We start from the raw sequence: 18,884 nt of genomic DNA on the forward strand, positions 1-18,884 counted from the left end.
AGATATCAATGGAGTGCCAATTCATAAAAGTTAGCAAAATTATAAAATATTGTCAGGCTAATAAATTATTGTTTGTAATACTATCATTTCAAAACATAATAGATATCATTGACTACTCATTGCAAAGTGTTTACTTTTGATTAAAGTTTTAATTGATTTAATTGCGCTAATACCATTCAATTTAATAATAAAATCTAATTTATGAGAATTTTAAACCAAGTAATCTTCATGTTCCTGCTTATACTTTCTGTTAAAGCCCAAGTTTATCAATGGGCAAAGGGTATTGGAGGTACAGAAAGTGATGTGGGACAGGCTATTGCTGTTGATGCTGAAGGAAATGTATATACTACAGGTTATTTTAGTGGAACGGTTGATTTCGATCCAGGACCGGGAGTAGTCCAATGGAGTTCTTCAGGTGATCGAGATATTTTTATTCTTAAAACGGATAAGTTTGGAAATTTGCTTTGGGTTAATACATTTGGAGGTACCTCACTTGATGTTCCTTATTCTATTGCATTGGATAATTCAGGTTACTTCTGTGTTTCAGGATTGTTCTCAGAAACAGTTGACTTTGATCCAGGTCCTAATAAAATGGAACTGGTTGCCGAAAAATATTGGGATGTTTTTGTTGCTAAATTTAAATTCTCTGGTGAACTTATTTGGGCTAAGCGTATGGGTGGCCCGGATGGTGAGAGTGGAAATGCATTAATTATTGATTCTAATAAAAATATTTTCATTACGGGGTATTTTAATATGAGTGTGGACTTCAATCCAGGAGTAGGTGTAAACAATCTGGTCTCGAATGGACTCAATGATATTTTTATTTGTAAGCTCGATTCTTTAGGTAATTATATTTGGGCCAAAAGTATTGGGGGAAGTAAGGAAGATGTAGCCACTTCCATTACCATAGACAGTAAAAATAACATTGGAGTTACTGGTTTCTTTTTTGGTTCAACCGACTTTGATCCTGGTACAGGAACCCATAAATTGAATTCTATTGAGGAAAGTCGTGATATTTTTATAGCAAAATATGACAATGATGGAACATACCTTTGGGCTAAAAGTATCGGATCTGATGACAATGATCAAAGTAGGGCAATCACTACTGATATCGATGATTATTTTTATATTACTGGGCCTTTTAGTGATACAGTGGATTTTGATCCAGGACCTTTAAATTTTACAATGATTTCAGCGGGCTTGCAAGATATCTTCATATCTAAATTTAATCCAGATGGAAATCATATTTGGTCCAAAAGGATTGGTGGCTTTGGATTAGATTGGGGAAATGCAATAATCGTTGATCGATCAAATGGTGTATATTGTATAGGCTTCTATTCTTCTACAGTAGATTTTGATCCAAACCTAAACGTTTATGAGTTTACTTCTGAGGGGAATAGAGATATCTTCATAGAAAAACTTAATTCAGCTGGTGAATTTGTTTGGGCTAAATCTATTGGTGGACAAGGTAATGATGACGGATCAAAATTATGTATTAATAATTCAAATGATTTATATCTAACAGGAGCTTTTGAACTAATTTCGAATTTCAATCGCCCTGATTCAGCAAAAATTATTTCAAATGGGAAAAGCGATTTTTTTATTGCAAGATATAATCAGTGTACAAACACAAGCTCAACCGAGATAATTAGTTATTGTGATAGTTACTATTGGAATGGACTGACTTATGACAAAAGCGGTTCCTATGTATATAAAACTAAAAATTCGAATGGCTGTGATAGTATTGCAGTTCTTGATTTAGTCATTACCAAAAGTGATACTGCCGTATTTCAAAATGGGAATACTTTAACAGCGCATTCCATGGGTTCAATGTATCAATGGTTGGATTGTGAAGACAATTACAAGCCAATATTCGCAGAAAATAATAGGATTTTTAGTCCGACTAAAAGTGGAAATTATGCTGTTGAAATCAGAAATCAAGGATGCTTAGATACTTCATTTTGTTATTCAATCATTCTTGTTAATAATAATGATGCGGATGAAATCCCAATAATTGTTTTTCCAAATCCTTTTAATAAACTTTTAAATATTAAACTCAATGAAATCGCTTCTAACATTGAAATCAATTTATTTAATTGTTTAGGAAAAAAAATAAGTAATAGCACTTATTATAATACTTCAACCATTCAATTAATGATTGATGACAGCAGTGGAATGTATTTCCTTGAATGTATCATAAATGGAAATCAACATATTCTTAAAAGGATCAAAAATCAATGAATGTATTGAATTAAACGAAGTTATTAACGCAATAAAGTTACTTCTTCCTTTCGGTTTTGAGGGATATTGTCGTCACCAACAAACTGAATATTGTAGACATATACACCTGGCAAAACGTGATGGTTGTTATACATTTCGTTCCATTTAATGATTTCACAACTAAGCCCGCTACTTCGCTCAAATACCAATTCGACAAATCGATTGTTGATGTCTCTGACTTTGATGCAATTCTAATTAAATTTATTGGTAATAAGTGCAAAATTATACATTAAACAGGACATAGCTTTTACAAATTGTTAAAATCATTGATTGTTTTATAGTGTGATATTGATTTAGATGTTCTGCAAATAAGCCTGCTTTTGGATCTTAATAGAACCTCAGCTTGGTAATGATTCTAAAAATTATTAAAATTCAATAGGCTCAAGTGCGCTCTAAAATTGGCTTTAGTCTACTGCTCTCTTAGTGGCATTTTTTTCTTATTACGTTTTATTCAATTGGAATACAAAGGTCCACAATGCACTTTTTTTCAGGATGTTCATTCATATTGTTGCGATAAATTTCAAATGGATATCGGTCAGCTTTTTTATAACCATTTTCGTTCATCCAAATAAATAAACTGTCCCAGGATTTTTCGAATTCTATTGGTTCGATTACAAAATGTCCTACTATATTTTTTCCTTGTTCAATGGTAGTTAGTCCAACTTCACCATCCACAGTTATTTCTTGGTCTGTAATAATACCAATGCTCATTCTTACTTTGTCTGCATCCGTAACTTTAAAGCTGTCGTGAAAAACTCTACATACATGGGTGTTGTTTTTAGTAAGTAGTTCTTTAGGTGTGGCCCATTTAAGAATTCTCTGAAAAGCATCCTCAATACCATTTACTCCAATTTGTGTGACATAAGCCAAATTCATTTTTGGCATTTCGGTAATTTCAATTTTTGCATTCATGTTGATCCAATGTTTAAGATTAATAATGTTGCAAAGGTATTCTTCAGTAATAAAACTCTTTTTACCATTATTGCTATCCACTTTACTAATCTTGCTAAAATTGCCTTGGTTTGATTTTCGAAATTCTGTTGGACTTTGACCGTATATTTTTTTAAAAGTTCTTGAAAATGTTGAGTCATTTTTGAAACCATATTTATTTGCAATTTCAGCTATACTGGATTCCTTATTGTGAATGAGCATCATTGCAGTTCGTTCTATACGTTTTCTTATAATATATGAATTCAAAGTCTCATTTGTAATTGCTTTAAAAAGTCTATGAAGGTGAAAGGGTGAATAAAAGGCAATATGAGCTATAGTCTGTAATGACAAATCGGCATCTAAATTATGGTCAATAAAGCTCAGTACTTTATTGATTCGATTCATGTATTCTTCTTGCATTTCCTGTTCGGGAGTTGTATTTTAAAAATTGCAACTAAAAATTTATATTAACGTAATAAGGTTACTTCACCCGTTCGATTTTGAGGGGTTTGGTCATCTCCCATAAATTGAATACTGTAAACATATACACCCGGCAAAACGCGATGATTGTTATACATCCCATTCCATTCAAAAACTTCACCCTTGAGTCCGTTTCTTCGCTCAAAAATCAACTCGCCCCATCGGTCATATATTTGGAAATACTGAATCGTGGTTGTAATGGGAAATTTGAAAACTGGAAAAAATAAATCATTAACCTGATCTCCATTTGGAGAAAATGCGTTTGGAAAATATACATCTGTTTGTTCAGCAATGACCGTTATTGTAATTTGATCTTGGATTTCACAATCATTTTCATCCGTTAGGATTAATGTGTAGGTAATGGTCTGGTCCGGTGTAGAAACAGGATCGAGACAATTGGTACAATTTAAAAAGTCAGTAGGGATCCAACTGATACTTCCGGGATTAAAATTGAGTTTAGCTGTTATATCCACTGAGATTCCTTTTTTAATGGTAGTATCTTGAGGTAAACTAAGATTCAGTTGTGCTGCATTATTAATGGTAAAATTACTGATTGCATCACAACCCATTTGATCCAAAACCCGAATACTGTGATTTCCTAGAGACAATGCAGGAACAACCATCCCTGCTTGATAGGGTAAAGCAGTACCATTGTCAATAGATATCAGCAGTGTGCCATTTCCCCCAATGATTTTGTCAATGATCAGTTGACCGGAATTAGCTCTGTTGCACAATAAACCGTTCGTTCGGAAATCCAATACAATGTCAGGAATAAGATTTATGTTGACTTTAACAACGCTATCACATCCTGTTGCGGATGCATTAGGCAATCTTTCAGAGCCGCTCGGATGATTGGCAGAATAAAATTGATTTCCAACTCTTACACTGTCTTTAGGACAGAGGAGTGGATTATATATTCCAACGGATTCACTGTTAAACTGTATGCGTACCAAAATGAAACTATCGCATCCGAATGTTGCCTGTTTTTTTAACTGTATCGTATCTGAGGGTTTGTTTATATCTAGCAGATTTCCATAGAAATTCAGCGTTTGATTATCACACAACACGGTATCGAATAATCCTATGGCATCAGGTAAAACGTTCAGGTTAACCTCAATGAGACTATCACATCCATTAGCAGCACCGTTTACCATTTTCAATGTTCTGGTGGTATGGCCGCTAAAAAATGGCTCACCTGGAAATCCAGGAAATGTGAGCGTATCACCTTTGCAAATATCAGCGCGATAAGTTCCTATGGCATCAGGTATAATATTAACCGACACATTGATAATGCTGTCACAACCATTATTTGCACCGTTTACCATTTTCAATGTTCCGGTAGTATGTCCGCTAAAAAATGGTTCACCTGGAAATCCGGGAAGAGTGAGTGTATCACCTCCACAAATATCAGCGCGATACGATCCTATCGCATTCGGTATAAAATTAAGCGTCACATTAATAATGCTGTCACATCCAAAAACAGAAGCACAGGCCTCTCCATTATGGCATACAATCTGACCATTGGGCTTTCTCGCAGAAAAATATTCTTTGACAATAAACACACTATCACTGATACAGATAGTTGTATTAAAAGTACCTGTTGTATTCGGGTATTTTAAGTCTACATGTATGATACTGTCGCAGCCAGTAGTTGAAGCTCCTTTCAAGGTATCAATTCCGGAAGGATTACCTGCATTGTAGAGCTTGCCATTGAGTAAGGTATCTTCACCCGGGCATTTGGTGAGATTTAAAAAATGTTCAGCATAATCTTTGATGATTATGTTTACGTCGATGATACTATCACAAGCTCCAGAAGCTTGACCTGCCAAACGCACCCGACCCGTAGTTGTGTTTTTATCAAAGGTCGTATTGCCAATGGTAAGGCTGCTGTTCGAGCAAATGGTTTGGGTTAAACTGCGATATCCGACCAATGTCCCTTTAAATACAACAGTACTATCACATTGATTAACATTCTTAAGTGCTGCAGAATCGATTAATTTTCCGGCATACAATTTTATTCCTGCAATGCGTAAGGTATCATCAAAGCAAACATTCACATTTTGGGTTACTCGATTTGGTTTTAACAAAGTTAAGTTAACATGGAAGACGGAGTCGCAAATAATTATTCCATCACCTGGTATGGTGATCGTATCACTGGTCTTTGAAGCACTATATACTCTGGATCGGAAGGTAAAAGTCTCTCCTTCACAGATAGCAGCGGTCACCGGAATGGGAGCACTTGGCGTACAACGATAGCAATTAGAAAATTCTGAATAAACTAAGGGAACATTATTATTATTCCAAACATAGGCTGATAGACTAGCACCGACTGTAAAATTACGGGCAAGAATCCAGTTGCCACTTGCATCTGCCAAACTGCGACCAATTTCTACACCCCCTCTGCAATCAGCAGTAGGACAATTGCGACGAGTATTTTCATAAATACTTATTGAATCATTAGGGCGAGCCGTGCCTTTAATCAGATTGGGATTAACACTAACAATGACCGGCACGGGAGGCTTTATGGCGTCAATGAAAGGCGCTATATTAACAGGATTATTTTCATTACAATAAATTCTGTTCTTGCTATGCTTAGATCTTATAAGGTTAGAGTTTCCAAATAGTTCATAGAAATTTTGGAGATTCTCTGTTTGATTATTTTCAAGGTCAACAGAAATATTAAAAAAAGGAGGGCTGGAAATGGTTGAAAACCTTCCATTAAATCCACCAAGAATATTCGCTGCATAGTTATTGTTTATTTGAGCAGAAGCAAATAAAGAAATGGCAGTCTTAAAATTAAAAAAACGGTTTCCAGAAATGTTAATGCCATTATCATTTATTCCTAAATTCCTGTTTGTTATGGCATTGTGAATATGAAAAATAAAAAAATTATCAGTGACCGAATATTTTCCAAAAAGGTCAAAGGCAATGCCAGTCTCTTGATTAGTAAAGGTATTAGCCTTACTCGTATCTAGAGCTCCAAAAATATTTTTTGAAATGTTTAAGTCTCCTCCTCGTGCATTGAGTGCCGTGCGACTAGAAACAAAAATATTGCTATCTATTACACATGGTTTTAGTGCCAGATTTTGATTCAACATTAAAGAAGAGAAGTAAGTGTTTATAGTAGATTTACCATAATCGGAACCAAAAATATTTTTTCTGACCAATGCATTGCTGCTATTAAAAATATGGACATTTGCCAAATCTATAAAGTTTACAATGAGATTGTCATTTGTAAATGCACAATTGTAAAGACTAAAGCGATCTGCAGATCTTCCAAAATCACCAACTCTGAGGACTTCATCTCCTGCTGTGCTATACCCGAAATTAGAAAACGTCAATCCACTAATAAAAACATCTGTACTTAAAATATTCCAAAAGGATGCTCCGGAAAAGTTTCGAAAAGCAAAATTAATAACAATACTTCCCAAAGGGCCTGGTTGGGTCTCCCCGGCTACAGTCAAAAAAGGATCCGTTACATTAGGAAAGGGCCCGTTGGGAATAATTTGGTGCGGTGCCATACCTGGAATATTAAATTCAATCCTACTGGCTACACCATCACCATTGGCAGCATGAATAGCCTCACGAAAAGAGCAGTGTCCAGTAGTACAAGAACCATCATCCGTATCATCGGCGGTATTCACTATATAAACTTGAGCGCATAAGGATTGCATCGACATCATCCATCCCAACCATAAAATCCATCTTAAACCATTCATAATTTTCTAATTCGATGCAAAAAGACAAAATTTTTGTCAAATAAAATCAAGCTAATTCTTGAATTTACTATAATAAGATAACAAATATATGGATTTTGTTGCCTTCCTTTAATCTGATTCGTTCATTTGGTTATAGGAATATTAGCTCCACAGATCACTTAAAAAAACGTCTTACCATATAAACGACGTATTACTCTGTATTCCGAAATTAAATCAAGTTCTAGCCTAAAAAACATTGATGCTCGAAGTCTCCGACTTAGGATGCTCATTTATTTAACATAAAACGATCCACGAAGACTATGAATTCGATGCTTGAGTAAAAAAATGTATGAGACATCGAAGTTGAAAACAGCAACGATTATTGCCTTCGATGCTTAAGTCCCCTTCTTAATGCGATCGACGAAGTCCCTTACTTCGATTCAAATGGACTAAAAAATTTATTTGTGTAGTCATTTTAGGATTTATTGATTAACCTGTATAGCTATTTTAGGACAAGACAAGAATCTGATTCATGGTGGATAAGCCGTGGATAATTCGTGGATCATTCGTGAACAATTCGTGAAAGATTGTACTGATAGTGTATTTTACCAATATCAGACTTTAAGGCTTATGAACTTAAAACAAAACGATCGTTGAATTCCTTGACTTCGATGTTCATTTACACTTGTTGAACCAATAACATAGTTCTAATTCTCAGGACACATTTCCATTTTATAAATTAGGGTATCGAATATTATTAGCTTGGTAGATATTTGGAAAGACAAGAAGGGAGACATGTAGAGCGATTAATGCATATACTTATGAACCTGAAATGATAGTCCATTTAGCTTGACTTAATGACAGATTCATCAAGCACGAATAGGGTGTATCTTGAAACAGAATATTGTTATTAGAGCAAATTAAGTTGGCACCTATCCTATGCCATTAACAATTGTTGCTTAATCAAGGAATCGGTAATGGTTTAATGCTTAATTCCACCAATTGCGAATGTCAGTGCCATCAAAAATATGATCATCATGACCCTCATTTTCATTCAGATATTTTTGCAAAATAGGAGAACCTTGAATGATGCTCCATAATTCAATCCATGCATCTTGTTGAATTTTATTTTCAAGTTTCATGATTTCATGATTATCTGCTTCTTCTTGCTCACTTAAGGAATTTAGCATTACGCCAAGGGATTTTTTTAAATCAAATGATATGTGGGTATATTTTTTATTCAATTCTTTTTCCGCCAGTTCCTTGAATTGATCTTCACAGAAGTAGTTAAGAATTTCTATGACCCGATCCATTTGGTTTAGAATTAAGTCACCATGGACATGTATTTCTGAATAATAGGCATTCGTAATTCTCAAATCAATGAGCGATCTTTTGAACAACATAAGACTTGGTATGTAGTCAAAATTATTATACTGCCAGAGTTCTTTTCGAAAAAAATATATATTTCGAAAAAAATATGGAATCTGGTATCGAATCAAATGCCAAATCTTAGATAGGGATCTATGGAGGAAATGATAGTTCATAGTGTTTGTATGATTTAATTAAAGGTAATACTAATTTTTTAAACTCATGAGGGCTTATTATTTATAAAATTTATAATTGAAGTTAATAAATGGGGATTTTTCCCCTGTTTTGATGATACAAAATTAAAATAGTTTTGCTGATTCTGAATTGGCTTGTAAAGGGAGACTTGAAAGTAAACCATTTATTAACTTTTTTATAGGATAGGGTTCATGATTTAAGAAGTTGATTTATACATTCTTACAAATGTTATAAAGATAAATATTGCATTACGTTTTAAAGTATATCTAAATAACATTAGTTTCACTTTTAATCTAATAACACTTAATGACTTGGGCTTTTTGTATTAGTTATGGATTTTTAATTTAAACTAGAAAAAATGAATCATTGATATTATTAAATCCATGATGGAGTGGCATTAATACAGTATGAAAAAAAAGCAAAGTGATCTTACCCCTAATACAAGAGTACTTACATTGGTTAAGTTATTATCCGACCGACATTGGAACAAGCACTGTTGTAACGAAAAGTAATTGAATTGATAGATTATCGATCCACATAGGAATTGAAACGCTCTTTTGACCTACTTCATTCAAAAATTCTACAGACTTTTAATCGATCATGTTAAAATTAAAAAATTGAATAAACTATTTTTTATGGCTTCCTTAAATGGTAAAATAGTTCAACAGTTTAATTTAAAAGCTATTAACAAAATAGATATCAGCAACTTTCATGCTGGTGTATACGTTATTCATATTCAAGATCATCCACAGATTGTGACAAGGGTGATTATAGAATAGTTATGTGCATTAAGAAATTCATATTAATCATAATGGTTTTTGGACTTGTGTATCATTCACAAGCCCAAAAACATTATGATTACAATTGGGCCTTTGGTTATGGTACAGGAATATATAACGATACGAATTATTTCGGTGGAGCAATAATGAGTTTTAATGATAATATTATTCATTTCTATCCTCAAGATAGATCGTTTGATATTAGATTCCAATCTAACACCTATTCCAATAAATTTGGTGAATTTATGTATCTATCTAATGGTTGTAGTCTTACTGATAAATACGCAAATAATTTAAAAGGGGCTGATACCATTGGATTTAGTAGAGTTTGGTCAATTAATTGTCCTAACAGTAATAATGTGGTTCAAGCAGGCTTATTTATTCCTACGGATGATTCTACTATAAATTACATTTATCTAGTTGTTGATACAATAGGACTTAAGATAAAATATAAATACTTATTGAGTGCAAAAATTTATATACCAACAGATTCTTTAATTTATAAAGATAGATTAATTATTCAAGATACACTTTATCATGGATTACATGCAATATCAGCAATCGATGCTAATAAGTGGTGGATCATCTGCCCCCAATACAATGTTAATAAATTTTGGACTTTTCTTTATTCATCAGAGGGAGTTATTCAAAAAATCGAAAACAATATAGGAATTATTAATGATTCATTATCATCAGGTGCCGGACAAGGATATTTTTCACCGGACGGCAGACATTATGCTTTATATAGTCCATATGGTGGGATGCAGGTTTTTAACTTTAATCGATTGAATGGACAATTAAGTAACTTTCGATTTTACAATATTAAATATCCGTACAATGTGGGAGTAGGACTTTCTTTTTCTCCGGATTCTAGATTTGTGTATGTGTGTAATCCTACAGAGGTATTACAAATAGATCTTCATGAATCAGATAGTACAAAAGCCATTGACACTGTTGGTGTGTTTGATAATTTCTTTGAACCCTATCCTACCACCTATTTACAAATGGCATTGGGACCTGATTGCAGAATCTATATCAGTACATATGGTGGTAATAGATACCTGCACGTGATCATGTATCCAAATAATAAGGGGAAGGCGTGTCAGCTCATCAACAGAGGCTTAAAATTACCATCCCGTAATTCATTCGCCATTCCAAATAACCCTCACTATAGAGTAGATGATCCTTATCCTTGTGATAGTACCATCGCCATTCACCTCAATGTTGGAACTCAAGACCAAGAAGAAGGTGTCTATAGATCCAATGATCTTATGATATATCCCATCCCTGCTGAAGACCTGTTACATTTGCAAATCCTTAGAGATCATTCTTCTGAATCTGAGGTGTTCATTTATGATATTCAAGGTAGAATGGTTTTACACCAATGCTATTTATCACTTAATGATGAACAAACAATAGATGTTGGCAGACTATATTCAGGAATTTATTTTATTATAGTGCGTGATCGGACCGGGAAGCGATGGATGGAAAGGTTTGTAAAGAGATGATGTTATTGTTATCAGAATAACCGTATATTTATCCAGATTTATCATGATTGTTGTTAGTAGAAGATTAGTATCAGTCAAAAATGATGCAAGAGTTTTGATTAAATAATTATGCGCTTAAAGAAATTCATATTAATCTTAATGGTTTTTGGGCTTGCGTATCATTCACAAGCCCAAAAACATGATTACACTTGGTTGCTCGGGTATGATAATGGTGTAAGTTCAGCTGGTGACACTTTTGGCATTTCCAGAATGGATTTTAACACTCCAAGTCTGAATCCTAAGATATTCTTAGATACTACTTTATATATGGACTTCGATGGGGCAAGTTCATGTATGTCAGATAGAAATGGTAAATTTATTTTTGCTACGAATAGTGTTAAAATCATTGATGCTACTGGAAAGACCATGATCAATGGATACGATATTGATCCAGACGGAAGTAATTTTGCTTCGATTTATCCTCAAACTAGCGTATCAATACCTTTAAATTCTGATACCAATAAGTATATGATTTTACATGAATCAATTATTTTAGCGAAGGGCTCAGGAGCTGGAAAGCCACTATTGTCAAGAATTGTTAATTTGAATATTCCAAACAGTTTAGGAATTGCCGATAAAAAATCTAAAATATTTTATAACGATACAATTCAACCTCTTGTTATGAGTCCTGTCCGTCATGCCAATGGTAGAGATTGGTGGCTTGCGAAACCTGGATTAATAGAAAATTATATTTATACTTTTTTAATTCGTGATACCAATATTTTATTATATGAAAAGCAAAGAATAGATACTGCATTGTACCATAGTTATTCACAAGGTTGTTTTTCGACTAATGGAAAATTCTATGCTAAAGTTACAACTGGTCAAGATAGCGTCGGAACCATAATCGATCTATTACAATTTGATCGATGTTCTGGTAAATTTACCTATCTCAAAAAATATGAAATCCCCAATTCAGCTCTTGCACTCGGTGGATGTTTTTCACCAAATTCACGATTTCTATATGTATCTGGTAGATATTCATTATATCAAATAGATCTATTTAGCAAAGAAAAGGAAATTATTAAAATTGACACCGTAGATTCATTTATTGAAATATTGGGGGGAGGTTTTACAGGTTATGTATTATTTGGTCCAATGGAGCGTGGCCCGGATGGTCGGATATATAATGTTTCCGGGACCTTCAGAAGAATGATCAATGTTATTGATAAACCCAATCTATTAGGTAAAGCATGTATAGTAAAAAAACATTCGATCCGTCTATCAGGGTTGCAAGAAACCATCCCCAATCATCCAAATTACCGTCTTGGACCAATTGACGGATCACCTTGTGATACCCTTGGCATTAATAACATTCCTGTTGCTGAATTCCGTTATGATCAGGACACGAGTGAATACAAGAAGATAGAATTCACCAACCTCAGTTGGTATGAACCAGATGAATACTGGTGGGACTGGGGCGATGGAAGGGCTATGTATTATACTACAGTATGGGATTCATCGATTATTCACACTTATGCCAAAGATGGCGTCTATCAAGTTTGTCTTCGTGCTAAGAATATAAATGGAGAGCATATCGTCTGTAAAGAAATTAAATTAGGGACTACAGGAATAAATTCCCATGATTCCAATATTGATATTCAGATGCATCCTAATCCTGCTCACGATCTTATAATAATCAATGTAGAGGATTACCTTCCTTCAAAAATGCTTATGACAATCTATGACATACAAGGCAAACAATTGCTTCACAAGAGATTGTATCAGGGAAGTAATGTGATTGACTTGGAGGATATGAATGCTGGGGTTTACATTGTGGAGATTAAGGAGCGAGGGATTATGTTGAGGAGTGAGAAGTTGGTGAAGCTGTAGTGTCAAAATCATGTCTGGCAGCGGTCTGATGGAAATTTAGTATAATTATTTTTATTGTTATTTCATCCTAAAATGTATTAGTGCCTCATATATTTTTTTTCATTTTTTTAATATCGTTTTCAATTTCTTTTAAGCTTTGTTCAATTTGTTGATTTCGCTCGCCTTCTTTAAACTTTTGATATTCTTCAGTTGATTTGTCTAAAGCCATTTGATGACTTATTTTACCGGCATGTGTTAGCAATTCTCTTCCGTTTAGTTGCAAAATACGATCGAGTCGTTCTATCCAATCTTGCATATACATGGGAGTTTGTTGCTGTGCCATGGTTTCGGCAAATGCCAAATATTGCTCAACCAACAAGCCTAATAATTGTATTTCATCTTCGTTTAAATAATTTTTAGCAATGCTAACATCTATTTTTTGAATAGCGGTTAATTGTTTTTAATATACGATTGTCGAAGTCTCTGACTTCGATGCAAGCCTAAAAAATTGAATAAGCCAATGCAGTTGCAAACTGCAAAGATCATTGATAAATCTTTTTTATAAAATAAAATAGCTGTGTTATTTAGATTCTACAACAGGGTGAGCAATATTGACGATTCAGGTATTGAAACTTTTTAATCGAACCACATTGAAATTGAAACCATGAATTATTTCTTCATTGCACTCCTCCAATCTTTGTTTTAATCGAACCACATTGAAATTGAAACCCCTGTAGTTAATTTGCATTGATCCTGGTTATCTGTCTTTTAATCGAAACACATTGTATTTGAAACTGTACTGTGTTATTATTCTGGGTCATGACAATTAATGCTCTTAATCGAACCACCTTGGAATTGAAACGAGATACGTGATGTATATTCTCCTGTTACTGGAAAAATACTTGATAATTGGTTTAATATAAATTTATTGAGTTCATGGAAGCTTACCGTTAAACTCTTGATTTTACATTTTAATGAAAACATCAATTTGGAAATGAATGACAACGAATTGAAAAGATTTATTTAGACTTGAAATTGATATAGTATATAATTATTTACAAAAATCTAGAATTGGGACGTTGTATTATTTTGCATTTTAACTCCAAATATACCTACTATCCAAATGAAATAGTTATTTTTATTCAATAAGGGAATACCCTGAATATTTAGGCAATTACCTAAGGGTTTACACTGAAATTTTAGTTAAATGTTGTATTTTATTTGCATTTTTAAATGGTTTGTAATATCTTCGTAAAGTAATTTGTTTAGATTAGTTAATATATAATTGAATCTAAGCTTAATATTACAGTATATTGTATTATTTAACACCATCAGAAATGCGCAACGCCGAAGGAAGCTGATCCTTCAACACCTTACTGTAAAGGCCTTACAGCCTAAATGACAAATTCTTATAGCTCATATGAATTGGGCATATTTTCTTTTATACCATAAATTTAATTTTATGAAAACTAATATTATTTTAACAATAAAAAATTTTTTACATGAAAATAATAAATATATTTTTATATTTTCTATTAACTTAATTCTAAATCTAAATCTTAAATCTCAAGTTTGTTTTAATGAAGGCTTTGAAAATTGTACCTGTTATTCTTCTACATCTTTTTTTGATGGATGCGTACCTCAGTGGATAAATACTCATGGTTCTGCATGTAATGACATAGCTGGTGAGTTTAATACTGGCTCACATGCTGCACATGTTTATAGTTTATATCGAGTTAATTGCGCTCCCAAAAGAATTGGAGAAGGTATGGCTTTAAACTACAATTTTTTTCAAGGGCAAAACTATAAAATTACCTATTTCATAAAGAGAGACTTATGGATAGGAAAGTTACCAGGAATATTTACTCATGCTTGGATTCTTCCTAGTATTTCATTGCCCAATAAACCCAATGGAACTTATCAAAATTGTCACCCAAATGTTATAGTTCCTGACATCCCGCCTCTTAGTGATGTTTTAGTCCCCCCTTTACCTTTTACTAATATTGGATCATGGACACAAATTGAGATTTCATTCACTCCTACTATGAATTTTACACAATTATGGTTTCGTTGTATAACTGATCCAGAAGAGAATTCTGATCCGGTACCTGATAGGGGCAATCATGTTTATGTTGACGACATAACAATAGAGTGCATTATGCCTTTTTGTAATTTGTGTCAACCCAATCAATCTCAAATTAATTTAACTAACCCAAATTTTACTAAATTAAGCGAATATGGCCTAAATACAATCCCGACAGGATCTTGTGTTTCGATCGCTGGAAGATTAGAAATCGATATTAATAATATTCAATTTGATAATTGTAATGTATATCTAGAACCAGGTGCTGAAATCTACTTAAACCCTGGATTGAATTTAAGTTCAATTGGTTCTACATTCAGAGGATGTTCCCAGATGTGGAAAAGCATTACCATACCAAATGGTTCAAGTTTTAATTGTAAATCATCATATATTTATGATGCTCGCAAGGGTATCCATTCCATCGGTAACACCACTTTGAATTTATTTAACAATCATTTTTATAATGATGAAATAGGTATTTATGCAGAAGGAGGAATTGTGAATACACCATCATTTATGGAGGAAAATGTTTTTGAGTCTATTAGTCCTGGGTTCTTGCCCAATTATGGAGGTGCTCCAACCCCTGGAATAGGTAAGGCGGGTATAGAATCTTTAAATGCTACAATACAAATAGGTGGGGACTTTGAGGATGGTCCTGAAAATTATTTTATCAACCTAACTAATGGTATATTTGCTACCACTAGTAAAGTATCTGTATTTAATGCTCAATTTACCAATATGGTACCTATATTAACTGGATCCCAAGGAGCTACAATTCCAAATGGCATGGCAATATATGGTAAACAATCCTATATTGATGCGAATTGGAACAATATTGATTTTGCCAAAACGGCAATATTTTTAAAGACATGCAATAGGGCTGTTACTAATCATAATATGATAAATCATGTAGGACATGGGATAATTGAACAAGATGGGTTTAAAGTAATCTTAGCAAACAATAATAATATTACCTACTCAAGTAATGGAATCGAAGTGTCTCAACCAAGAATAATTAATCAATTTGAAATCTCTTCAAATACGCTTTTAAGTGTAGTCAATTCTGTTAGTAATTCTTCACAGTTTGGAATAGTTGTCAGTGGCTTAAAGCATATTACTCAAAAAAGTTCGAAGCCGACTATTTATTCAAAAATCCAACACAATGTTATTAATCATAATGATAATGGATTTGGAATAGTTTTAACTAATTGCGAATTTGTAGGATTACAAGACAATACTTTTTCATTTAGCTATGTCCGGAAGATCTATGATCCCATGGGGTTTACTGGTGATTTTTCAGGTATATCATTATTTAGTACTAAGTCTAGTATAATATTTAATAATCATGTATTTGGGAATAATCCGAATCCAACAACCATTACAAGAGGTTTTTCTATTAATGGCTCCTCTAATAATAAATATTGTATAAACGATTGCAATAATTCTAAGGAAGGATTTGCTATTGCTGGTACTTGTACCTCTAATAATCTTTTTAGAAGTAATAATATTCAAAATCATGATCGTGGGTTATATGTTTTTGATAAAAGTGTATTGGGTATACAAGAATATCTAGGTAATCAGTGGTCTGGGTCTTACTCAACTAAAGCTGCCATTAATGGCAACTCTTCAGGTCTTGAAAGAGTTAAATCTCAATTCACCATTAACACATGCAACTCACCTCAATGGCCAGTAAGTATTTCTCCAAATCAAGGCTGCTTTGATGATGCATCTTTATGGTTTCGTTTACGAATGGAAGGGGTTAACAATATAGCATGCGCAGCACCATTTCCAATACCTATTAACCCAGTTCCATCAGATGATGATAATTTAAATGATAATGATATATGGACAGCACAAGGACAATTTGGGAGTTATTCTCCTATGGTTTTTGAAATGTCAACAGATCTATTCACCAAGCTTAAGGCTAATCCAAATTTACTAGGAGTTAATACCAGTGTAGATTCATTTTTTGCGATGAATTCATCTACGAATATTTATAAATTCTATAGGCTAGATAGTGCGATTCATGAATTCCTTACATTGAAGGGTATACATTATGAAATGATATATGCTCTTGATTCCACAATTTCTGTTATGCAAAATTCTATACGACAATTGGATAGTATATACAATATTGCCAATACTGAATTAGAAAGAACTAATATTGCTACACAAAAGTATAACTTGATCCTTCAACAATTAGTTTTAATCAATCAGTCTGACAGCACATTGAATCTAATTAATGCAGAAAAATCAGAATTATTATTAAGTATACAGTCATGGAATAATGAAATCATTCCTATAGGTATTGTTGAACAAAATAGACGCACTGCTCATGAGGTATTTATTGCTACTATTCTTCATGGAATAGATACTTTAGATTCAGTTCAAATTAGTCAAGTAGAACCAATAGCAAATCAATGTTTTCTGACAGGAGGCAGGGGTGTATTAATGGCTAGAGAATTAATGCGAATGATAGGTAATAATCAATTCGATGATGACATGTTATGTTCACCTCCACAACCGATAATATTGGAAGTAGATGATATTCCTGAAAGTGGCTATAGCGTTCGTCCTAATCCTTCCATTGGTAATTTTATAGTACATTGTCCTGCAGATCAAAAAGGGAATATAATTTCAATGATTTTGACTGATTTAGAAGGAAATCAAATGTTGAGGCAGAAAGTTCAAATCAATAGTGAATTACAGATTGAATTAAATCTTAATAATTCAATCCCTTCAGGAATTTATTTAATTCAACTCTATAATCACAAAAAGAAATTATATTCTGATAAGATTATCATTCTTGATTTAAAGTAATTAAATTTATGACTCCATCAAATTATTGATGGAGTCATTTTATATAAATAATAATTATGAAATATATTTTAATATTATTGTTTTTTATTAGTGCTGGCTTATTGTATTCTCAAAAATATGATTACACTTGGTTACTCGGATATGATAATGGTGTAAGTTCAGCTGGTGACACTTTTGGCATTTCCAGAATGGATTTTAATACATCCAGTTTGAATCCTAAGATTTACTTAGATACTACTTTATATATGGACTTCGATGGAGCAAGTTCGTGTATTTCAGATAAAAATGGTAAATTTATTTTTGCTACGAATAGTACTCGAATCATTGACGCTTCTGGTAAAACAATGATTAATGGATTTGACATTGATCCCCAACCTAGTAATTGGGCAGCGTTGTTCCCTACTAGCTGTGCTATTCTTCCTTCTTTTTACGATTCAAATAAATATCTAATATTACATGAGACAAATATTTCCACCGGTATGGGTGCTGCTGCTATACCACTATTTTTGAGAGTTGTGAATACTCCTCCTAACTTAAAATATGGTATAGCTGAAAAAAAATCTAGAATATTCTACAACGATACAGTTCAAATGAGTGCCATGTGTCCTGTCCGGCATGCCAATGGTCGAGACTGGTGGTTGGTTAAACCCTCAATTGATAGAAATGAGATGATTAATTTTCTTATTAAGGATACAACGATATCTTTATTTAATATTGAAAGAATTGATACTGCTTTATATAATGGTTACACTCAAGCATGTTTTTCGAGCAATGGAAAGTATTATGCTAAAGTGACAATAGACCAAGATAGCGTCGGAACCATAATCGATCTATTACAATTTGATCGGTGTTCTGGTAAATTTACCTATCTCAAAAAATATGAAATCCCCAA

8 protein-coding genes and 1 pseudogene are annotated in these 18,884 nt (G+C 33.2%); 5 read left to right on the forward strand and 4 right to left on the reverse strand.

Going from position 1 to position 18,884, the window contains the following annotated elements; translation table 11 throughout:
- Window positions 1-201: 201 nt before the first annotated feature.
- Window positions 202-2,241: an SBBP repeat-containing protein gene (locus IPK88_10935; GenBank protein MBK8243930.1), complete on the forward strand. Its 2,040-nt coding sequence runs from the start codon at window positions 202-204 to the stop codon at window positions 2,239-2,241.
- A gap of 486 nt (window positions 2,242-2,727) precedes the next feature.
- Here IPK88_10935 and IPK88_10940 read toward each other — a convergent pair whose 3' ends face one another.
- The 3 genes from IPK88_10940 to IPK88_10950 all read right to left on the reverse strand — a co-directional run bounded on the left by IPK88_10940 (window position 2,728) and on the right by IPK88_10950 (window position 8,791).
- A complete protein-coding gene (locus IPK88_10940) occupies window positions 2,728-3,630 on the reverse strand; it encodes an AraC family transcriptional regulator (protein MBK8243931.1) in 903 nt (300 codons plus the stop codon).
- A gap of 47 nt (window positions 3,631-3,677) precedes the next feature.
- Window positions 3,678-7,409, reverse strand: a complete 3,732-nt coding sequence (locus IPK88_10945) for a gliding motility-associated C-terminal domain-containing protein (protein MBK8243932.1) — start codon at window positions 7,407-7,409, stop codon at window positions 3,678-3,680.
- 968 nt (window positions 7,410-8,377) lie between these two features.
- Window positions 8,378-8,791 (reverse strand): hypothetical protein, encoded by a 414-nt coding sequence (locus tag IPK88_10950; GenBank protein ID MBK8243933.1) that lies wholly within the window; start codon window positions 8,789-8,791, stop codon window positions 8,378-8,380.
- Window positions 8,792-9,586: 795 nt separating this feature from the next.
- Between IPK88_10950 and IPK88_10955 the strand changes: the two genes are divergently transcribed.
- From IPK88_10955 to IPK88_10965, 3 genes are all read left to right on the forward strand, one after another.
- Window positions 9,587-9,730 carry a T9SS type A sorting domain-containing protein gene (locus IPK88_10955; GenBank protein MBK8243934.1) on the forward strand — a complete coding sequence of 48 codons (144 nt, stop codon included), beginning with the start codon at window positions 9,587-9,589 and terminating at the stop codon, window positions 9,728-9,730.
- A 32-nt stretch (window positions 9,731-9,762) separates the two neighbouring features.
- A complete protein-coding gene (locus IPK88_10960; protein MBK8243935.1) occupies window positions 9,763-11,238 on the forward strand; it encodes a T9SS type A sorting domain-containing protein in 1,476 nt (491 codons plus the stop codon).
- Between the two features lie 108 nt (window positions 11,239-11,346).
- Window positions 11,347-13,110: a T9SS type A sorting domain-containing protein gene (locus IPK88_10965; GenBank protein ID MBK8243936.1), complete on the forward strand. Its 1,764-nt coding sequence runs from the start codon at window positions 11,347-11,349 to the stop codon at window positions 13,108-13,110.
- 85 nt (window positions 13,111-13,195) lie between these two features.
- Here IPK88_10965 and IPK88_10970 read toward each other — a convergent pair.
- Window positions 13,196-13,540, reverse strand: a pseudogene (locus IPK88_10970) (virulence RhuM family protein).
- Between the two features lie 1,011 nt (window positions 13,541-14,551).
- On the opposite strand from IPK88_10970, the gene IPK88_10975 reads away from it, so the two are divergent.
- On the forward strand, window positions 14,552-17,992 hold the full coding sequence (locus tag IPK88_10975) for a T9SS type A sorting domain-containing protein (GenBank protein MBK8243937.1): 3,441 nt from the start codon (window positions 14,552-14,554) through the stop codon (window positions 17,990-17,992).
- The last annotated feature ends 892 nt before the right edge of the window (window positions 17,993-18,884 follow it).

Origin of the sequence: Candidatus Defluviibacterium haderslevense, from assembly GCA_016712225.1 — a bacterium.
Taxonomy (GTDB): domain Bacteria; phylum Bacteroidota; class Bacteroidia; order Chitinophagales; family Saprospiraceae; genus Vicinibacter; species Vicinibacter haderslevensis.

Excerpts from the sequence above, each read along its gene's own strand:
- IPK88_10935 (MBK8243930.1), top strand. The coding sequence starts at position 202 with ATGAGAATTTTAAACCAAGTAATCTTCATGTTCCTGCTTATACTTTCT.
- IPK88_10940 (MBK8243931.1), bottom strand. The coding sequence starts at position 3,630 with ATGCAAGAAGAATACATGAATCGAATCAATAAAGTACTGAGCTTTATT.
- IPK88_10945 (MBK8243932.1), bottom strand. The coding sequence starts at position 7,409 with ATGAATGGTTTAAGATGGATTTTATGGTTGGGATGGATGATGTCGATG.
- IPK88_10950 (MBK8243933.1), bottom strand. The coding sequence starts at position 8,791 with ATGTTGTTCAAAAGATCGCTCATTGATTTGAGAATTACGAATGCCTAT.
- IPK88_10955 (MBK8243934.1), top strand. The coding sequence starts at position 9,587 with ATGGCTTCCTTAAATGGTAAAATAGTTCAACAGTTTAATTTAAAAGCT.
- IPK88_10960 (MBK8243935.1), top strand. The coding sequence starts at position 9,763 with ATGGTTTTTGGACTTGTGTATCATTCACAAGCCCAAAAACATTATGAT.
- IPK88_10965 (MBK8243936.1), top strand. The coding sequence starts at position 11,347 with ATGCGCTTAAAGAAATTCATATTAATCTTAATGGTTTTTGGGCTTGCG.
- IPK88_10975 (MBK8243937.1), top strand. The coding sequence starts at position 14,552 with ATGAAAACTAATATTATTTTAACAATAAAAAATTTTTTACATGAAAAT.